The sequence below is a fragment of the Acidovorax sp. PRC11 genome, assembly GCF_031844105.1.
Taxonomy (GTDB): Bacteria; Pseudomonadota; Gammaproteobacteria; order Burkholderiales; family Burkholderiaceae_C; genus Paracidovorax.
Map to the genome: position 1 here is coordinate 332,478 of NZ_JAUZUQ010000001.1, position 18,784 is coordinate 351,261.

16 protein-coding genes and 1 pseudogene are annotated in these 18,784 nt (G+C 72.5%); 11 read left to right on the forward strand and 6 right to left on the reverse strand.

The window, feature by feature from the left end; translation table 11 throughout:
- Positions 1–28 precede the first annotated feature (28 nt).
- Positions 29–3,778, forward strand: coding sequence for a trifunctional transcriptional regulator/proline dehydrogenase/L-glutamate gamma-semialdehyde dehydrogenase (putA, locus tag Q9R47_RS01525; protein WP_311231431.1), 3,750 nt, complete (start codon positions 29–31; stop codon positions 3,776–3,778).
- A 108-nt stretch (positions 3,779–3,886) separates the two neighbouring features.
- Here putA and Q9R47_RS01530 read toward each other — a convergent pair whose 3' ends face one another.
- The 5 genes from Q9R47_RS01530 to Q9R47_RS01550 all read right to left on the reverse strand — a co-directional run bounded on the left by Q9R47_RS01530 (position 3,887) and on the right by Q9R47_RS01550 (position 10,089).
- Positions 3,887–4,627, reverse strand: coding sequence for a DUF2325 domain-containing protein (locus tag Q9R47_RS01530; RefSeq protein ID WP_311231432.1), 741 nt, complete (start codon positions 4,625–4,627; stop codon positions 3,887–3,889).
- Between the two features lie 429 nt (positions 4,628–5,056).
- Entirely contained in the window at positions 5,057–6,088 is a 1,032-nt protein-coding gene (locus Q9R47_RS01535; protein ID WP_311231433.1) for an iron ABC transporter permease, read from the reverse strand.
- The gene (locus tag Q9R47_RS01540; RefSeq protein WP_311231434.1) at positions 6,085–7,083 is read right to left on the reverse strand and encodes an ABC transporter substrate-binding protein; all 999 of its coding nucleotides are present in this window, start codon (positions 7,081–7,083) and stop codon (positions 6,085–6,087) included. Before Q9R47_RS01540 ends, Q9R47_RS01535 begins: the two co-directional genes overlap by 4 nt.
- Complete coding sequence (locus Q9R47_RS01545) at positions 7,080–7,853, reverse strand: ABC transporter ATP-binding protein (protein WP_311231435.1); 774 nt, start codon at positions 7,851–7,853, stop codon at positions 7,080–7,082. Before Q9R47_RS01545 ends, Q9R47_RS01540 begins: the two co-directional genes overlap by 4 nt.
- Before the next feature lie 19 nt (positions 7,854–7,872).
- Positions 7,873–10,089 (reverse strand): TonB-dependent receptor, encoded by a 2,217-nt coding sequence (locus Q9R47_RS01550; RefSeq protein ID WP_311231436.1) that lies wholly within the window; start codon positions 10,087–10,089, stop codon positions 7,873–7,875.
- Positions 10,090–10,336: 247 nt separating this feature from the next.
- Here Q9R47_RS01550 and Q9R47_RS01555 point away from each other — a divergent pair, with 247 nt between their 5' ends.
- Positions 10,337–10,939 carry an NUDIX domain-containing protein gene (locus Q9R47_RS01555; protein WP_311231437.1) on the forward strand — a complete coding sequence of 201 codons (603 nt, stop codon included), beginning with the start codon at positions 10,337–10,339 and terminating at the stop codon, positions 10,937–10,939.
- A gap of 83 nt (positions 10,940–11,022) precedes the next feature.
- Here the strand turns inward: Q9R47_RS01555 and Q9R47_RS01560 are convergent, their stop codons facing one another.
- Positions 11,023–11,436: a DUF2141 domain-containing protein gene (locus tag Q9R47_RS01560; protein ID WP_311231438.1), complete on the reverse strand. Its 414-nt coding sequence runs from the start codon at positions 11,434–11,436 to the stop codon at positions 11,023–11,025.
- A gap of 35 nt (positions 11,437–11,471) precedes the next feature.
- Between Q9R47_RS01560 and Q9R47_RS01565 the strand changes: the two are divergent.
- The 9 genes and pseudogenes from Q9R47_RS01565 to Q9R47_RS01605 all read left to right on the forward strand — a co-directional run.
- Positions 11,472–11,703 (forward strand): annotated as a pseudogene (locus tag Q9R47_RS01565) (MarR family winged helix-turn-helix transcriptional regulator); the annotation flags it as partial.
- Between the two features lie 85 nt (positions 11,704–11,788).
- Positions 11,789–12,838: an NAD(P)-binding protein gene (locus Q9R47_RS01570; protein ID WP_311231439.1), complete on the forward strand. Its 1,050-nt coding sequence runs from the start codon at positions 11,789–11,791 to the stop codon at positions 12,836–12,838.
- Between the two features lie 56 nt (positions 12,839–12,894).
- On the forward strand, positions 12,895–13,077 hold the full coding sequence (locus Q9R47_RS01575) for a DUF2256 domain-containing protein (RefSeq protein WP_311231547.1): 183 nt from the start codon (positions 12,895–12,897) through the stop codon (positions 13,075–13,077).
- Entirely contained in the window at positions 13,074–13,460 is a 387-nt protein-coding gene (locus Q9R47_RS01580) for a deoxyribodipyrimidine photo-lyase (RefSeq protein WP_311231440.1), read from the forward strand. Before Q9R47_RS01575 ends, Q9R47_RS01580 begins: the two co-directional genes overlap by 4 nt.
- Positions 13,457–15,016, forward strand: a complete 1,560-nt coding sequence (locus Q9R47_RS01585; RefSeq protein ID WP_311231441.1) for a cryptochrome/photolyase family protein — start codon at positions 13,457–13,459, stop codon at positions 15,014–15,016. The genes Q9R47_RS01580 and Q9R47_RS01585 overlap by 4 nt, the downstream gene beginning before the upstream one ends.
- Positions 15,017–15,043: 27 nt before the next feature.
- The gene (locus Q9R47_RS01590; protein ID WP_311231442.1) at positions 15,044–15,742 is read left to right on the forward strand and encodes an SDR family NAD(P)-dependent oxidoreductase; all 699 of its coding nucleotides are present in this window, start codon (positions 15,044–15,046) and stop codon (positions 15,740–15,742) included.
- A gap of 150 nt (positions 15,743–15,892) precedes the next feature.
- Positions 15,893–16,381, forward strand: coding sequence for a MarR family transcriptional regulator (locus Q9R47_RS01595; RefSeq protein ID WP_311231443.1), 489 nt, complete (start codon positions 15,893–15,895; stop codon positions 16,379–16,381).
- Positions 16,382–16,424: 43 nt separating this feature from the next.
- Positions 16,425–18,572, forward strand: coding sequence for an FUSC family protein (locus Q9R47_RS01600; RefSeq protein WP_404977084.1), 2,148 nt, complete (start codon positions 16,425–16,427; stop codon positions 18,570–18,572).
- Positions 18,569–18,784, forward strand: coding sequence for a DUF1656 domain-containing protein (locus Q9R47_RS01605; protein ID WP_311231445.1), 216 nt, complete (start codon positions 18,569–18,571; stop codon positions 18,782–18,784). The genes Q9R47_RS01600 and Q9R47_RS01605 overlap by 4 nt, the downstream gene beginning before the upstream one ends.

The window sequence follows — 18,784 nt, forward strand, 5'->3', positions numbered from 1 at the left end:
CGGAAATTCACTCCACTGCCCCGTCGCCATGAACGCCCCTCAGCCGCTCCTGCATTCCGCCCCGTTCGCCGACTTCGCCCCGCATGCCGGCGCGCCCCTCGCCTCGCCCCTGCGCCAGGCCATCGCGGCGGCCTGCCGCATTCCCGAGCCGGACGCCGTGGCGCCGCTGCTGGAGGCCGCACGGATCGACGGGCCCGCGGCCGGGCGCGTGCAGGCGCTGGCGATGCGGCTGGCCGGCGGGCTGCGCGAGCGCAAGGCGGCCAGCGGCCGGGCCGGCTGGGTGCAGGGGCTGCTGCAGGAGTTCGCGCTGTCCTCGCAGGAGGGGGTGGCCCTGATGTGCCTGGCGGAGGCGCTGCTGCGCATTCCGGATGCCGCCACGCGCGACGCGCTGATCCGCGACAAGATCGGCGGCGGCGACTGGGAGGCGCACCTGGGCAAGAGCCCCTCGCTGTTTGTGAACGCCGCCACCTGGGGCCTGCTGCTCACGGGCCGGCTGGTGGCGACCCACAGCGAGCAGGGCCTGGGCGCGGCGCTGCGGCGCATCACCGCGCGCGGCGGCGAGCCGCTGGTGCGCAAGGGCGTGGACGTGGCGATGCGCATGATGGGCGAGCAGTTCGTGACGGGCGAGACCATCGGCCAGGCGCTGTCGAACGCCCGCCCGCGCGAGGCGCAGGGCTTCCGCTACTCCTACGACATGCTGGGCGAGGCCGCGCTCACCGGGGCCGACGCCGAGCGCTACCTGCAGTCGTACGTGGATGCGATCCACGCCATCGGCACGGCATCGGCGGGCCGCGGCCCCTACGAAGGCCCCGGCATCTCCATCAAGCTCTCGGCACTGCACCCGCGCTACAGCCGGGCCCAGCACGCCCGGGTGATGCAGGAGCTGTTCCCCCGCGTGCTGGGGCTGGCGGAGCTGGCGCGCGGCTACGACATCGGGCTGAACATCGACGCCGAGGAAGCCGACCGGCTGGAGATTTCGCTCGACCTGCTCGAAGCGCTGTGCGAGGCGCCCTCGCTCGCGGGCTGGAACGGCATCGGCTTCGTCATCCAGGCCTACCAGAAGCGCTGCCCGTTCGTGATCGATTACGTGGTCGATCTCGCGCGGCGCTCGGGCCACCGCCTGATGGTGCGGCTGGTGAAGGGCGCCTACTGGGACAGCGAGATCAAGCGCGCGCAGGTGGACGGACTCGCGGACTACCCGGTCTACACGCGCAAGGCGCACACCGACGTGTCGTACATCGCCTGCGCGCGCCGGCTGCTGGCCGCGCCGGATGCCGTGTATCCGCAGTTCGCCACGCACAACGCCCACACGCTGGCCGCGATCCACGAGCTGGCCGGGCCGGAGCGCTACGCGCCGGGCCAGTACGAGTTCCAGTGCCTGCACGGCATGGGCGAGCCGCTCTACGAGCAGGTGGTGGGCGCGGCGGGCCTGAACCGGCCGTGCCGGGTGTATGCGCCCGTCGGCACGCACGAGACGCTGCTGGCCTACCTGGTGCGGCGGCTGCTGGAGAACGGTGCCAACACCTCGTTCGTGAACCGGGTGGCCGACGCCACGCTGCCGCTGGACAGCCTGGTGGCCGACCCCGTGGCCGCCGTGGCCGCGGAAACGCCGCCCGGCCGGGCGCACCCGCGCATTCCGCTGCCGCCGGCCCTCTACGGCACGGAGCGGCGCAATTCCGCCGGGCTGGACCTGGCGAGCGACGCGGTGCTGGAGCCGCTGGCCGATGCGCTGCGGCAGCATGCGCAGCAGGCCTGGGAGGCGGCTCCGCTGCTGGCCGGCCCGGCGGAGGGCGGGCCGCGCGAGCCGGTGCGCAATCCCGCATGGCATGCCGACGTGGTGGGCACCGTGCAGGAGGCCACCGAAGGCGATGCCGCGCAGGCCCTGCAGTGGGCGCAGGAGGCTGCGCCTGCCTGGGCCGCCACACCGGCCGCGGCACGCGCCGCCGCGCTGCGCCGCGCCGCCGATGCACTGGAAGAGCGCATGCCCGCCCTGCTCTCGCTGCTGGTGCGCGAGGCAGGCAAGACCTGCGCGAACGGCGTCGCCGAAGTGCGCGAGGCGGTGGATTTCCTGCGCTTCTATGCCGCGCAGGCGGATTCGCAATCGGCCGGCGGCGGCTGGGCGCCGCTGGGCCCCGTGGTCTGCATCAGCCCCTGGAATTTCCCGCTCGCGATCTTCATGGGCCAGGTGGCCGCGGCGCTCGCCGCGGGCAACACGGTGCTGGCCAAGCCCGCGGAACAGACCCCGCTGGTGGCGGCGGAGGCCGTGCGCATCCTGCACGGCGCGGGCGTGCCGCGCGGCGCGGTGCAATTGCTGCCGGGCCGCGGCGAGACCGTGGGCGCGCGGCTGGTGGGCGATGCGCGCGTGATGGGGGTGCTGTTCACCGGCTCCACCGACGTCGCCCGCATCCTGCAGCGCAGCGTGGCGGGCCGGCTGGATGCCGCGGGCCGGCCGGTGCCGCTGATCGCCGAGACGGGCGGGCAGAACGCGATGATCGTGGACTCCTCCGCGCTCGCGGAGCAGGTGGTGGCGGACGCCGTCGCCTCCGCTTTCGACAGCGCGGGCCAGCGCTGCTCGGCGCTGCGCGTGCTGTGCCTGCAGGAGGACGTGGCCGACCGCGTGCTCGAGATGCTGCGCGGCGCGATGGCGGAACTGCAGGTGGGCCGCCCCGACCGGCTGGCGGTGGACGTGGGCCCGGTCATCGACGACGAGGCGCGCGCGGGCATCCTGCGGCACATCGACGCCCTGCGCGCGAAGGGCCGCAGGGTGCACCAGGTGCCGGTGCCGCGGGAGGCCGATGCCGCGGGCACCTACGTGCCGCCCACGCTGATCGAACTGAAGGACCTTTCGGAGCTGGAGCGCGAGATTTTCGGGCCGGTGCTGCACGTGGTGCGCTATCCGCGCAGCGGGCTCGACGCGCTGCTGGACCAGATCGCCGCGACCGGCTACGGGCTCACGCAGGGGCTGCACACGCGCATCGACGAAACCGTGGAACGCGTGCTGCGCCGCGCGCGCGCCGGCAACCTCTACGTGAACCGCAACATGGTGGGCGCAGTGGTCGGCGTGCAGCCGTTCGGCGGCGAAGGCCTCTCCGGCACGGGGCCGAAGGCGGGCGGCCCGCTCTATCTGCTGCGGCTGGTGGCGCAGGCGCCTGCGGGCGCGGCGCGCACCGCCGTCGCCGCGGTGGGCACGGACGCTGCCGCGGTACGCGGCGTGCCGGGTGAGCGTCCGGCCATGGCCCCGCTGCAGGCGCTCGCGGACTGGGCGGCCACGGCGCGCCACACCGCACTGCACGCCGCCTGCGCCGCCTTCGCCCGGCAATCGCCCGCAGGCGCCGTGGTGCTGCTCCCGGGCCCTACCGGGGAGCGCAACCAGTACAGCGTGCTGCCGCGCGAGCGCGTCCTGTGCCTGGCCGGCAGCGATGCCGACCGGCTGCTGCAACTGGCCGCGGTGCTGGCCGTGGGCGGCCATGCCGTGTGGCCCGCTTCCGCGGCCACGCTGCACGCCACCCTGCCCCCGGCGGTACAGGAGCGCACGGTGCTGGTGGCCGATTGGCAGGCCCCGGCAGTGGCCCTGGATGCGGTGCTGCACCACGGCACGCCCGAGGGACTGCGCGACGTCTGCCGGGCAGTGGCGGCGCGCCCCGGGCCGATCGTGGGCGTCTCGGGCCATGCACCCGGCGATGCGAACGTGGCGCTGGAACGCCTGGTGGCGGAGCGGGCGGTGAGCATCAACACGGCCGCGGCGGGCGGCAATGCGAGCCTGATGACGATGGATTGACAGGCTTGGCGCACCGGTCGTATCGGCAGGGAATCGGGGCCTGACGGCCCTGGGCGGGTCACCGGACAGCGCGCCGGCCGGCACGCTCTTGCGCCAGAACGTCAGGACTCAGGATGCCGTTTCCCGCGTCCCGACGCGGGCCAGGCCCCGCATGACGTGCACCACCTGCGGCTGGTCCACCAGCACGCATGGTTTGCCGGTGCGGCGGCAGTGGTCCTGCACGCGCCAGTAGTCGTCGTGGCTGACACAACCGGTCTGGCAGATGACGAAATCGGCGGCCCGCAGGCTGGCCTCGAACGCGGCGGGGTCGTCTTGCGTGGAGGCCGCTTCCTGCTGTATGTCCGCGGCATCGGAGGCCGAAGCGAATGCCTCCGCACCACCGAAGGGCTGCGCAACCAGCGCGCCGCGCGGACCCCGGGCGATGCACACGACGGACTTCCTTATCGTGGCGGACGTCCCGCTCAGCTCCGGTGCGGCGGCCAGCGCCGGCATGGAGCCCGTAGCCACGCCCGGCGCCGTGTCGCGCGCCCCGGCATGCCACTGCCAGTGCAGCACCTCGCGCATCAGGCACTGCAGGCGGTGCGTCAGCCCCTCCACCTGCCGGGCCAGCGCGCGGCGCCGGCGCAGGCCGGGCAGCGCCTCTTCCTGCACGCGCCGGTCTTCCTGCGCATAGGCCAGCGCTGTCTCGGCCACGATCGCGCGCGCCCGCAGCCGCACCGCTTCGGCCTGCAGATCCTCGATGCGGCGCGCCTGCGCCGCAAGATCGCGGCTGCAGCGCCGCTGCGCGCGGCCGTATTCGGCGAGCAATGCGCGGTGCTCGGCGAGCACCGGTTCCGGACCAGCTTCCATGCCTTCTTCCTCCTGGGCGCAGGGCCCGTACGGCGCTCAAGGTAAGCGGACGCTCCGCCATCGCCGTACCGCCCTTCCCGATAACCATTCGACGAATATTTGTATTGATAAGCATTCTCATTCAGTGCTACACTGCAGTCAATCGCCGACCCCACCGCCTCCCAGGCGATCGGGCCAGCCGCTCCAGACAGGTTTCATCGTGGGGCGACTCCGGGCCCGTCAAGGGTCCCAAGGGTCGTTTTTGCCAGCCAACGGTTTTCCCGCGTAGCCAGGCTTTTTTTGCGATGACCTGCCAAGGCCTTTCTTCGGCTTATCCGGTTTCTCCGGCACAACGGCGTGCAGGGCGCGGGGCATTCAGCATGCCGCGCCGTCTCGTCTCGCGGCACCCAGGCCCTTCCATGTATGCGCAGGCTCAGTGCGCTGCTCGCCTCACGCGCCGCCTTCGCCCCGCCGCAGCAGCACGATCACGAAACACGCCCCCAGCCCCGAGGTGACGATGCCCACGGGCAGCTCCTGCGCGCCCAGCAGCGTGCGGGCGACGAGGTCGCTCGCCAGCAGCAGCACGGCGCCCAGCGCCACCGCGGCGGGCGACGACGCGCCGTGCAGCGGCCCCTTCCAGCGGCGCGCGAGGTGCGGCACCATGAGTCCGACAAAGCCGATCAGGCCGGTGAGCGCGACGCAGCAGGCCGTGGCGAAGGCCGCCACCACGAAGGTCTGCGTGCGCAGCCGCTGCGGGTCCACGCCCAGGCTGTGGGCGGTGTCGTCGCCCGCCAGCAGCGCATCGAGCGCCCGGTGGCGCCGGGCGACGAACAGCACCGGCACCAAGAGGCCCGCGCCGGCCAGCCAGAGGTTGTCCCAGCGGGCGAGCCCCAGCCCGCCGAGCGACCAGAAGACGACGGAATGCGCGGCGCGCTGGTCTCCCGCGAAGATCAGCGCATGCGTGAGCGCGCCGAACAGGAACGAGACCGACACGCCGGCCAGCACGGTCCGCGCGGGCCCCTGCCCCGCGCCGCCGCGCACGATCAGCAGCACCGCCGCGGCCGCGACGAGTGCGCCCGCGAACGTGGCGAGCGGCAACGTCCACATGCCGAGCGCCGTGCCGGCGAACGTGATCACGGCCACCGCGCCGGCCGATGCGCCCGACGAGAGCCCGAACAGGAAGGGATCGGCGAGGTCGTTGCGCGTGGTCGTCTGCAGCAGGCTGCCGACGAGCGCCAGCGCGCCACCCACCGCCATCGCGAGCAGCACGCGCGGCAGGCGCAGGTCGCGCACGATGGCCTGGGCCATCGCGGCACCGGAATCGGCGGGACCGCTGGGGCCGGTCAGGGCCGAAAGCACGTCGTGCACGCCGATCGGCACGCCGCCGGACATGAGCGACAGCATCACGAGCGCCACCACCGCGAACGGGAGCAGCCCCGGCATCCAGCGGCGCCAGCCCGCCCGCGGAGCACGCACGCTCACCGCGCGCTCCGCAGCGCCCGGGCGATCTTCTCGATGGCGTCGATGTTGGCCGGCCCGGGTGTCAGCTCGGCGTAGCGCAGCACGATGAAGCGGCCGTTGCGCACGGCATCCGTCAGGCGCATGGCGGGGTGCTCCCGCAGCACGCGCTCCAGGTGGTCCGGCCCCTGGCCGTTCTGGTAGTCGAGCAGGATGATGAACTGCGGATTGCGCCGCGCGACGGCCTCCCAGGCGGCGTTGCCCCAGCTCATGGGCAGGTCGTCCAGCACGTTGCGGCCGCCCGCGGCATCGATGAGCGCGGTGGGCATGGCGGCCCGGCCGGCGGTGAAGGGTTTGTCCTCGCCGGAGTCGTAGACGAAGACGCCCGGCCGGCCGGTGAGCGCAGGCCGCGCCGCGGCGGCCACGCGCGCGCGCCAGCCATCCACCAGCTGCCGTGCCTGCGCGCTGCGGCCGAACACCTGGCCCAGGCGCAGCATGTCGCCGTAGAGCAGCTCCATGGTGGCATGCGGCTTGTCGGCGCGGTTCTGCGCGCAGCTTTCGGTCAGCACCAGGGTCTGGATGCCGTGCCGCGCGAGCGTGTCGGGTGTCACCTCGCCTCCGGGCTGCATGCCGTAGTACCAGCCCGCGAAGAACAGATCGGGCCTAGCGGCCACCAGCGTTTCCAGCGTGGGGTACTTGGGCGCCAGCTCGGGCACCCCGTCCAGCGTGCGCAGCAGCGCCTCGCCGGTCTGCTTGTACCAGCCGGTGATGCCCGTCACGCCGACGAGCACGGGCCGCAGGCCGAGCGCGAGTGCCATCTCCGTCATGTTGAGGTCGTGTACGACCAGCCGCCGCGGGGGCTTGTCGATGCGCAGCGGCTCGCCGCAGTTGGAAACCGTCACGGGGTATGAGGCGTCGGCCGCGTGCGCGCCCTGCCCCATCGCCAGTCCCGCGGCGGATACCCAGGCCAGCGCCACGGCCACGGCCACGATCCGGCGCCGCCATCCGTTCATGGTCATGCCGCCCCCCGCTCGAACGACCACAGCAGGCCGCCATGCCGGGGATGGCGCGTGTGCACCAGCTCCATGCCGAACACCTGCGAGACGCATTCGCCGCGCAGCGCCTCGGCGGGCGGGCCTTCCGCGGCGAGCCGGCCGGACTGCAGCACCCAGACCCGGTCGGCGAACGACGGCACCAGCGCCAGTTCGTGCAGCACGGCGACCACGGTGATGCCCAGGCCGCGCACCAGCGCCAGCACGTCGGCGCGCGCCGCGAGATCGAGGTGGTTGGTGGGTTCGTCGAGCAGCAGCAGCTCCGGCGACTGGGCGAGCGCACGGGCCAGGTGCATGCGCTGGCGCTCCCCGCCGGAGAGGCTGGCCAGTGCGCGATCGGCCAGCGCCTGCACGCCGCAGGTGCGCAGTGCGTCCGCGACGGCGCGCGCATGGTCGGCAGCGGCCGTGCGGCCTTCGTGCGGCAGGCGGCCGAGCGCCACGTAGTCCCACGCGCGCAGGCCGCCCTGCGCCGCATCGTCCTGCCCGAGCACCGCCACGCAGCGCGCACGCTCGGCCGCCGGCCAGCGGGCCACGTCCTGCCCGAGCCAGCGCACCGCGCCCGCCGTGGGCGCGATGCGGCCCGCCAGCAGCTTCATAAGCGTGCTCTTGCCGGCACCATTGGGGCCGACCAGCGCCACGCATTCGCCCCGCGCGGCCTGCACGCCCACGCCCTGCAGCAGCCAGTCGCCGCGGGGCGAGCACCATCCGAGGCCCTGGGCCTGCAATGCGACCGACACGTCCGTCAGCCTTCCGAGCTCACAGCGTCCAGCGCAGCGCCAGCTCGAAGCTGCGAGGCGCGCCGAGCAGGATCTGGTCGGGGTAGAACGGGTCCGCCCAGGCCGCGTAGACCCGGTTGGTCAGGTTGCGGCCGCGCAGCGTGAGCTGGGTGCCCGGGGCGACGTCCACGCTCCAGGAAGCGTCCAGCACGCGGTAGGACGCGAGCCGCACGGTGTTCGCATCGCTGTGGAAGCGCTCGCCCACGTGCCGCAGCGAGGCCGAGACCTGCATGGGCCGGCCCGCCGTGAAGCGGTAGGCCGCGCCGACACTGCCCATCACCTTCGGTGCGTTGGGCGGGGTGTGGCCGGAGAACGAGGTGCCGTTGGCCAATTCGAAATCCTCGTAACGCGCGCGGTTCACGGCGAGCTGCGTCCACACGCTCCACGCCGCGTTGGGCCGCAGCGCGAGCGAGAGTTCCGCGCCGCGCGACTGCAGCGCGCCCGCCCGCGCGAGCGACTGGCCGCCCTGCCCGGCATAGACGTTGCGGCGCCCGGCGTCGTAGAGCGCGAGCGTCCATTCGCCGCGCTCCTGCCAGAAGCTCTGCTTGACGCCGACCTCGGCATTGCGCGCACGCGTCAGATCGAGCGGCTGCGTGGGCCCGAGCAGGAAGATGTTGTTGGCGGCCACGTCGGCGCCGGTCGCGGCCTGGGCGTAGAGCATGGTGCCCGGCGCGGCTTCCCAGGTCAGGCCCAATCGGCCGGTGGTCGGGTGCCAGGTCTTGCCATAGGGAAAGCCCCGCCGCGCCGCGCCGGCCGCATCGGTGGAGGTGCGGTCCAGTTCGATCGACTCGTGGCGCAGCCCGGCGACGAGCGCCACGGCGGGCGTGAGGCGCAGCCGGTCCTCCAGCGCGAGCGCCGTGTTGCGCAGGCGCGTGGTCTGCAACTGCTGCACGAGCGGGCCGTAGAAGCCGCGGTCGGGCGCCACGAGCGACACGCTGTCGCCCGGGAAATTCGCGGCGCCGGGGCGCGACAGGTCGGTGTGGCTGAATTCGAGCGCGGCGACGGCCCGGTTCTCCAGGCCCGCGATCCGGCCGTCCCATTGCAGCTCCGTCTTGTTGCCGGTGGTGGTCTGGTCCTGCGCGACGAAGAAGCGTTCGCGGTCCACCAGGCCGGTACCGGTGTTGAACGCGAGCACCTCGTTGTTCAGCCAGGAACGCGTGGCGGTGTAGCGGTAGAACTGGGTGCGCACCGCCCAGGCCGCATCGATGCGCCAGTCCGCGCCGGTGCGCAGCCAGGTCTCGCGCGCCTCGTTGCGGTTGTCCAGCACGTTGTAGTTGGTGCGCAGCGTGCGCCGGTCGATCGCCACCGGGCCCAGCACACTGCCGTTGAAGCCCGAGGTGTAGGTGCCCGAGACCACGCCCGGCTCCGCCTCGACGCCCGCGGAGCCGGCCGACACCAGCGGCGTGCCCCAGTAGGGATGGCCGCGGTCGCGCTGCACCTCCGCCGCCACGAACAGCCTGAGCCCGGGCTTGAGGTGCCAGTCCAGCCCGCCCGACAGGTGCCAGAGGCGCTGGCCGGTGTCGTGCACGAATCCGTCGCCGTCGGAGCCGCTGGCGTCCAGGCGGAAGTCCACGTCCTTCCAGGCCGTGGTGCCGCCGGCCCCGATGGAGAAGCGGCGTTCGCCGAACGAGCCGGCGGCAAGCGTCACCTCGGTCTCGACGGGCCCGCGGTGCGGCGCGCGCGTGACGAAGTTCACCGCACCGCCCGCGGCCCCCTCGCCCGACATCAGCGAGGCGGGCCCCTTGAGGAATTCGACGCGCTCCAGATGGGCCGTGCCCATGACGCGCGAGGTCATGTTCGGCGGGCCGATCTTGATGCCGTTGTAGAGGGTGTTGATCTGGCTGTTGGCGAAGCCGCGCATCGAGAACGCGGCCGGCTCGGCGGGGAAATCCCCGGCCAGCACGCCCACGGCCCCCTGCGCCGCCTCGGACACCGTGCGCAGCCCGCGCTCGGCCAGTTGCTCGCGCGGCACCACGTCGATCGAGGCCGGCGTTTCGCGCACGGTGAGCCCCAGGCGCGAGGCGGATGTGGCCGGCTGTGCCAGGCGCGGGGTTTCGGCGCGTTCGCGCACCTCGACCTGCGGCAGGGAGGCCACCGGGGCATCCTGCGGCGAAACGGACTGCGCCAGCGCGGCGACGGGCGCGGCCCCCAGCAGGAGGGCCCACGCGCGCGGACCGGGAACGGGAGAAAATGGCATGGCGTATTGTCGACGACGCCCGCGCAGGCGCGGGTGGGCAGGCAAGCGTGCAGGCCGCCCGCCGGAGTATCGGGAAAGTGGATGCCCCGCCACGGCGTGCAGGCGGGCGGGTGGCGACGATGTTAACGCAATCAGGTTGCATTAACAAACCTGCGTACCGGCCTCACGGCCCGGCCACGACACTGCACACCTGCCGGGCGGCGGGCAGCGCCCGACCACGCGGCATCACACGGACAGGAGCCACCCATTGAGCATCGCCCACCGCATCCGCATCGAAGACGTCACCACCCTCTCGGACGACTGGTACACATTGAAGAAGACCACGTTCTCGTTCCAGCGCAGCGACGGCAGCTGGCAGCGCCAGTCGCGCGAGACCTATGACCGGGGCAACGGCGCCACCATCCTCCTCTACGACCCGCGCCGCCGCACCGTGGTCCTCACCCGCCAGTTCCGCTATCCCGCCTTCGTCAATGGGCACGACGATCTGTTGATCGAAACGCCTGCGGGCCTGCTCGACGACGCTGAACCCGAGGCGCGCATCCGTGCGGAGGTGGAAGAGGAAACGGGTTTTCGCGTGCGCGAAGTGCGCCAGGTGTTCGATGCCTTCATGAGCCCCGGGTCGGTGACGGAGCGGCTGCACTTCTTCGTGGGCGAGTACCGGCCCGGCGACCGGCAATCGGCCGGCGGCGGCATCGCATCCGAGGGTGAGGACATCGCCGTGATGGAGCTGGGCATCGCCGAAGCACTGGCGATGATCGGCTCGGGAGCGATACGGGACGGCAAGACGATCATGCTGCTGCAGTACGCGGCACTGCATCTTCTTCCGGCCGCGCCGCCATCGGCTCGCTGATGGAGCGCCCGGCAGGCGGCGCGACGTCTCCCTTCAATGGACGTCGCGCCGGGCGTCGGCCCCTGCTGGAACCCGAAGGGAAATCAGCGCAGCCTGATGGCGATACGGGTTTTCTCGTCCGTCAGCTGCAGCGACGCCGCGGAGAAATCCGGTGGCCCGAACAAACCCATGACGTTGTTGGAGAACCCGTAGCGCTCGCTGGGTATCCCCAGGAAATTCGTATCCAGCTTCCCGTTGGAATTTTCGTCCGCGAATGCAACGAAGGCATACGTCCCAGGCGCCAGATCCTTGAAGAGCACCGTCGTCGGTTCGCCTTGCGAGTCAGAGATGTTCGTATGCGACGGCTTGTTCTTGGTCATGGCGTCTGCGCTGGGATAGACGGCCACGAAAACCCGGCTCGACGCAGCCGGCAGGTTCTCGATGGTGATGCCGACATCCGCGGCCCGCACCGCAGTGAACCCGAAGAGCGACAACAGGAGAATGGGTAGTTTTTTCACGAGTACGTGGGGTTCGCGAGTTGACAGGAGCCGTCATGGGACGAGCGGCTGATTGTGGCAGCAGACGGTACCCGGCGCTGGGCGTGTCGCAGGCGGGGGGCTGCGTGGTGCCCACCATCGGCCGGCACGGCGACGGCACCCGCCAGGGCGTGATCGCGGATCTGCTGGGCATCGAGGGGGCCGACACTGATCCGCACGCTGGACCAGCTGGTCGCCGCCGGCCTGATCGAGCGCCGGGAAGATCCCGCCGACCGCCGCGCGCGCACCCCTGCACCTGCCTGTCGCGTCCTGATGACTGCGTCCGCTTCCCCGGGTGATCCAGGAAGCGCCGACCCACGTACAGATCGCTGCAATGACCATTCCCTCTTCACCACGCACCGTTGCCGATGCGCCCGTCGCCGTCATCGGCGCAGGCCTGTCCGGCCTGTCGTGCGCGCAGGCCCTGCTGCAGGCAGGCCATGCGGTCCACATGTTCGACAAAAGCCGCGGGCCCTCGGGCCGCATGAGTACCCGCCGGGGGGAAGATCCTGCCGGCCCCTGGCAGTGCGACCATGGCGTCTCCTGTTTCACGGCGAGCACTCCGGAATTCCGTGCCGAGCTGGCACGTTGGCAGAAGGAGGGCGTGGCGGCACGGTGGGATGCGCGCCTGGCCCGCCTGGAAGGCGCTGCGTGGACCGCCCCGGCCACGCCGCAGGCGTGCTTCGTCGGCACCCCGCGCATGACATCGCCCGCCGGGTGGCTGGCGGAAGGCCTGCGGCTGGCGGGCGATCGCGCGCTGGCGCAGTGGCAGACCACGGTGCAGCGACTGGAGCGCCATGGCGATGGCTGGACCCTCACGTCCGCCGAGCACGGGCCGCACGCCGTGCGCTACGGCACCGTGCTGCTGGCCGTACCGGCACCGCAGGCCGTGCCCCTGCTGCAGGCGGCAGCCCCCGCCGCGGTCTCGGTGGCGGCCGGCGCACGCATGCGCGGCAGCTGGGCGGTGATGGTGCGCTGCACCGCGCCCGTGGATCTTCCCTGCGACGGCGCCTTCATCCACGGCGGCCCGCTGCGCTGGATCGCGCGCGACAGCAGCAAGCCCGGCCGCACGGCGCCGGCAGGCACCGAAACCTGGCTGCTGCACGCCAGCCCGGAATGGAGCGAAGCGCACATCGAAGACGAGCCCGGCAGCGTGGCAGCCACCCTGCTGGCCGCTTTCCATGCGCTGGGCGGCCCGGCCCCCGCGCACGTGCAGGCCACCGCGCACCGCTGGCGCTATGCCGACACCGCGCCGGCCCTCACCATCGGCCACTGGTGGGATGCGGACCACCGGGTCGGCATGTGCGGCGACTGGCTGCATGGCGGCCAGGTGGAGGGCGCATGGCTCAGCGGCCGTTCGCTGGCCCGGGCCGTCGCTGGCTGAATCCGTCGGCGCCCCGACAATGCAGCAGACGCTCCCGCACCGCCCCGACCCTGCCCATGCGCAAAAAATCCGATCTCCCGCAAAAGACCTGCCTGCACTGCGGCCTGCCGTTCACCTGGCGCAGGAAGTGGGAGAAGGTGTGGGACGAGGTGAAGTACTGCTCGGAGCGCTGCCGCGGCGAGCGCAGGCGCGGCGGCGGCGGCGCGGCGGCGGCCCCGGCCGGGGACCGCCCCGCATGAGCACCGTGCTGTTCTGGTTCCGCAACGATCTCCGCCTGCACGACCGGCCCGCGCTGCACGCCGCCCTGCCCAGCGGCGGCGCCCACCTCCTGCCCGTGGCGTGCCGGCCCGTGCCCGAAGACACCACGCCCCGGGGCTTCGCCCGCGTGGGCCCGCACCGCCGCGCGTTCACCCACTTCCGGCTTTGGTTCGAGCTGCTGTGGCGCGACTATTTCCGGCTGCCGCACCTCCAGTGGGGCGCGGCACTGTACCGGGCCCGCGGGCTGTCGCAGCAGCCTCCCGCGCCCCATGACCCGCGCGGCGGCCGACGCTTCAATCCCGTGAAACAGGCGCAGCACCACGATCCCGACGGCGCCTACCTCCGGCGGTGGGACACGCTGTGAACCCGCCGCGGCCGCGTACCCACACGCTGCGCCTGCTGCTGGGCGACCAGCTCAATCCCCGGCACTCCTGGTTCGCCACCCAGGACGAAGGCGTGGTCTACGTGCTGATGGAAGTGCGGCAGGAAACCGATTACGTTCTGCACCATGCGCAGAAGATCCTCGCCCTCTTCGCCGCCATGCGCGCCATGGCGCGCCAGCTGCGCGAGGCGGGGCACCGCGTGCGCTACGTGGCGATCGACGATGCGAGCAACCGCCAGTCCATTCCCGCCAACCTGGCCGCCCTGATGGCCCACTATGGCGCAGAGGCGCTGCAATACCAGCATCCCGACGAATGGCGGCTGGACGCGCAGCTGCGCGCCTGGGGCACGGCGCAGTCCTTCGGCGTGCAGGCCGTGGACAGCGAGCACTTCTACACCCGCCGCACGGAACTGGCCGAGGTCTTCCAGGGCCGAAAGCAGTGGCTCATGGAGCATTTCTACCGGCGCATGCGCCAGCGCCACGGCGTGCTGGTGGACGCAGCGGGCGAGCCGGAGGGCGGGCAGTGGAACTACGACCACGACAACCGCAAGCCCTGGCCCGGCACCGGGGACGCGCCCGCGCTGCCGCCCGACGCTCGGCCCACGCACGACCACGGCGCCCTGTGGGCCACCATCGAAGCGGCGGGCGTCGAGAGCTTCGGCGCTCCTGAAGCCACGCGACTGCGCTGGCCCCTCCACCGGGCCGAGGCGCTGGCATGGCTCGACCACTTCATCGATTCCACCCTGCCGCATTTCGGCGCGTTCGAAGACGCCATGCACACGCGCGGCACGCGGCTGTTCCACTCCCTGCTGTCGTTCGCGCTCAACACCAAAATGCTCGGCCCGCGCGAAGTGGTGGAGCGCGCCCAGGCCGCCTACCACGCGGGCGCCGCGCCCCTGCCGGCGGTCGAGGGCTTCATCCGCCAGATCCTGGGCTGGCGCGAATACGTGCGCGGCATCTACTGGTCCCACATGCCCGGCTACGGCGAGCGCAATGCACTCGGCCACAGCGCCGCGCTGCCCCAATGGTTCTGGACCGGCGATACCCGCATGCGCTGCATGCAGCATGCCGTGGGCCAGTCGCTGCAGGGCGCGTATGCCCACCACATCCAGCGCCTGATGGTCATCGGCAACTTCGCGCTGCTGGCGGGGCTCGACCCTGCCGCCGTGCACCGCTGGTACCTGGGCGTGTACATCGACGCCTTCGAATGGGTGGAGCTGCCCAACACCGTCGGCATGAGCCAGTTCGCGGACGGCGGCCTGCTGGCCACCAAACCCTACGTGAGCAGCGCGGCCTACATCGACCGCATGAGCGACTACTGCAGCGGCTGCCACTACGACAAGAAGCAGAAACTGGGCGACCGCGCCTGTCCCTACAACGCCCTGTACTGGGACTTCTTCGCCCGCAACGAGGGCATGCTGGGCCGCAATTCGCGCCTCGGCATGGTGTACCGCCAGTTGCAGACAATGCGGGGCCCGCAGCTCGACGAACTCCGCGGGCACGCCGCCGGCCTGCGCGCCCGCCTCGACACGCTCTGACCCATCCCCGGCAGCAGGATTTATCCCATGCACTCCCTTCCCACCGGCTACCGCGCGCTCGTCATCGGTGCCACGGGTGCCATCGGCGGCGCCCTGCTGGCGCGGCTGCAGGCCGACCCGCGCTGCGCCCTGGCCGTGGGCCTGGGCCGCCACACCCGCCCCGCGCTGGACCTGGACGACGAGGCCACCATCGCGGAGGCCGCCCGCCAGCTGCAGGCCCAGGGACCCTGGCACTGCATCATCCACGCCGCGGGCCTGCTGCACGGCACCCACGGCATGCCCGAAAAGCGCCTGGGCCAGCTGAACTACGCGCAGATGGAAGCCACCTTCCGCACCAACACCTTCGGCCCCGCGCTGGTGCTGGCGCACTTCTCGCCCCTGCTGCCCCGCAAGGAACGCGGCCTGCTCGCCGTGCTGTCGGCCAAGGTGGGCAGCATCGGCGACAACCGGCTGGGCGGCTGGTACAGCTACCGGGCCTCCAAGGCCGCGCTCAACATGCTGCTCAGGACGGCATCCATCGAAGTGGCCCGCACCCATCCGCAGGCTGTGCTGGTGGCTCTGCACCCCGGCACGGTCGGCTCGGCCCTGTCGGCGCCGTTCAACGGGAGGGACATCGGGCGCCCTGCCGCCGACGCCGCGGCCGATATGCTGCGGGTGCTCGACGGTCTGCCGGCGGAGGCGACGGGCGGTTTCTACGCCTATACCGGTCAAGAATTGCCCTGGTAAGGGGCGGGGGCGCCGGCGGCACGGCCCAGGGAGCGGGCACGACGGCTCCAGGGTGCCATTCAGAACCACGCCGTGTACGAAACCGCACTGCGAACAAGGTCACAACCCATTCCCACCCAAAAAGATAGCTAGCTAGCTAAACTTCGAGACATGCCCAGTGCCCCAGACCTCGATTCCGCCGACCCTGCGGAACTGCGCCACCTCACCTTCTCCCTCAGCCTGCTGCAGCGCGCCTACCGCGCCGCGGCCGACCGGGCGGTCGCTCCGCTGGGCGTCTCGCAGGCGGGCGGCTGGGTCGTGGTCACCGTCGGCCGGCACGGCGACGGTACCCGCCAGGGCGTGATCGCGGACCTGCTGGGCATCGAGGGGCCGACCCTGATCCGCACGCTGGACCAGCTGGTCGCCGCCGGCCTGGTCGAACGCCGGGAAGATCCCGCCGACCGCCGCGCGCGCACCCTGCACCTGACCGAGGCCGGCAATGCGATCCTCGCCCGCATCGAGGACGCCCTGAACAACCTGCGCGCCGAACTGTTCCAGGACGTGCCGGCCGAGGACGTGCGCGCCTGCCTGCGCGTCTTCGGAACGCTCTGGGCGCGCCTGGGCAAGGCCGATCGCGGCGGCGCCGCTGCGGAGGGCTGAAGTGCCACTGCCCCGCCTGCTGCCGCGCTTCAGCCCGGCCGAGATGCTTTTTTCCGCCAAATGCTTCGCCGCCGCCATGCTGGCCATGGCCGTTGCGAGCTGGGCCGGCCTGCCGCGGCCCTTCTGGGCGCTGATGACCACCTACATCGTGGCCAATCCGCTGGCGGGCGCCGTCCGGTCCAAGGCCGCCTTCCGCCTGGGCGGCACGCTGCTGGGCTGCGCGGCCACGCTGCTGATGGTGCCGGCGATGGTCGATGCGCCCGAGCTGCTCACGCTCGCGCTGGCCGCGTGGGTGGCGTCGTGCCTGTTCGTTTCGCTGCTCGATCGCACGCCGCGCTCCTACCTCTTCATGCTGGCGGGCTACTCCGCGGCGCTGATCGGCTTTCCAGCCGTGAGCGTGCCCACCGGCATTTTCGAGACCGCCTCCGCGCGCGTGCAGGAGATCGGCATCGGCATCGTCTGTGCCGGGCTGGTGCACAGCCTGGTGTGGCCGGTGGGCATGGGCCCGACGCTGATCGGCATGGTGGACCGCACCCTGGACGATGCCGGCGCGTGGCTGCGCGCCATGCTGCAGCCGCCCGCCCCCTCGGACGCCGGCCGGCCTGCCGCACCCGCGCAGCAGGCCGCGCGGCGCAAGCTGGCGGGCGACATCTCCCAGCTGCGCGTGATGGCCACGCACGTGCCGTTCGACACCAGCCACCTGCGGTGGACGGCCGAAGCCATCCGCGCGCTGCAGCACGAGGTCGCAGCGCTCACGCCCTTCGCATCGGCCGTGGACGACCGGCTGCGCGCCCTGCGCGATGCCGAGGGCCGCCTGCCGGAGGACGTGGAGCGCACCGTGGGCCGGGTGCTGGCACGCCTGGCCGACAGTGGACGCGCGGCACCGGGCCGGCCCGGCCTGCCCCTCGCCGCCGCCGACGCGGCCGAACTGCGCACGGCGGCCCGTGCGCTGACCGATGGCGCATTGCCCGCCGCGGACGGCTGGACCCTGGCGCTGCGCACGGGCCTGGCCGTGCGCCTGGAAGAGCTGATCGATGCCTGGGCCGCCTGCGTGCAACTGCGGGAACACATCGACGCCGGCCTGGCCGGCCGCCCGCGGCCGCTGCCAGCGCCCGGACGCCGGACGGCGGCGCCCGCAGCGCACGACGTGCTGCACCGCGACGTGGGGATGGCCGCATGGTCGGCCGTGGCCGCGGCGCTGGCGATCTGCCTGTGCTCTGCCTTCTGGATCTTCACCGGCTGGTCCGGCGGCGCGGCCATGCCCATGATGGCGGCGGTCTTCAGCTCCTTCTTCGCGGGCATGGACGACCCCGTGCCGGCGATCTACTCGTTCCTCAAGGCGCTGCTGCTGTCGCTGCCGCTGGGCGCGCTCTACGTGCTGGTGCTGATGCCATTGGTGGTGGACCTGCCCACGCTGGCCGTGGTGTGCGCGCCGGTCTTCCTGGTGCTGGGCGCCTACATGGCGCGGCCCGCGACCCTGCTGATGGCGATGGGGCTGCTGCTGTCGGGCGTGCTCGGCACGCTGTCGCTGCACGACACCGGCCAGGCGGACTTCGCCAGCTTCGTCAACAGCTCGATCGGCCAGGTGCTCGGCGGGGCCACGGCCGCGGTGGTCACGGCGCTGGTGCGTTCGGTGAGCGCCGAATGGAGTGCCCGCCGCATCCAGCGCCGCACCTGGCGCGAACTGGGGCGGCTGCCGCGCGAGGCCGACGCGGCCCAGGCCCGCCTGCATGCGGCCCGTGTGCTCGATCGCATCGGCCTGCTGGCACCGCGCATCGCCCAGGCGGGCGGCACGGTGGCGGGCGTGAACGCCGACGACGCGCTGGTGGACCTGCGCATCGGCACCGACCTGCATGCGCTGCGCCGCCACGCCGCGCTGCTGCCGGCCCGGCTGGGGCCGGACATCCTGGCGCAGGTGGCACGGCTGTTCCGCGAACATCCGGCGCAGTCCACCACCGAACAGGCCGCGCAGGCGCAACCTCTGCTCGCCGAGCGCATCGACGAAGCGCTGCGGGCGCTGCTGCCCCCGGCACCCGCGCCACAGGCAGCGCCGGCGCCCCAGGGCGCGGCCACCGGCACCTTTGATGAGCGCCGCCGGGTGCTCGCCGCCCTGGTCGGCCTGCGCCGCAACCTGTTCCCCTCGCGGCCCTGGACGGCCGCTCCCATTCCCGAGCAGGAGGCCCTGGCATGACCGGCGAAGCGACGTTCTATGGCGTGTACGTGCCCTGGCTGCTGGTGCTGGCCGTGCTGGCCTGGGTGCTGTGCCAGGGCGCGCGCCGGCTGCTGGGCCGCCTGGGCGTGTACCGGTGGGTGTGGCATGCCGCCCTGTTCGATACGGCGCTCTACGTGCTGATCCTGTTCTCGCTCACCCGGCTCACCGCGCCGGGAGGATTCCTCTCATGA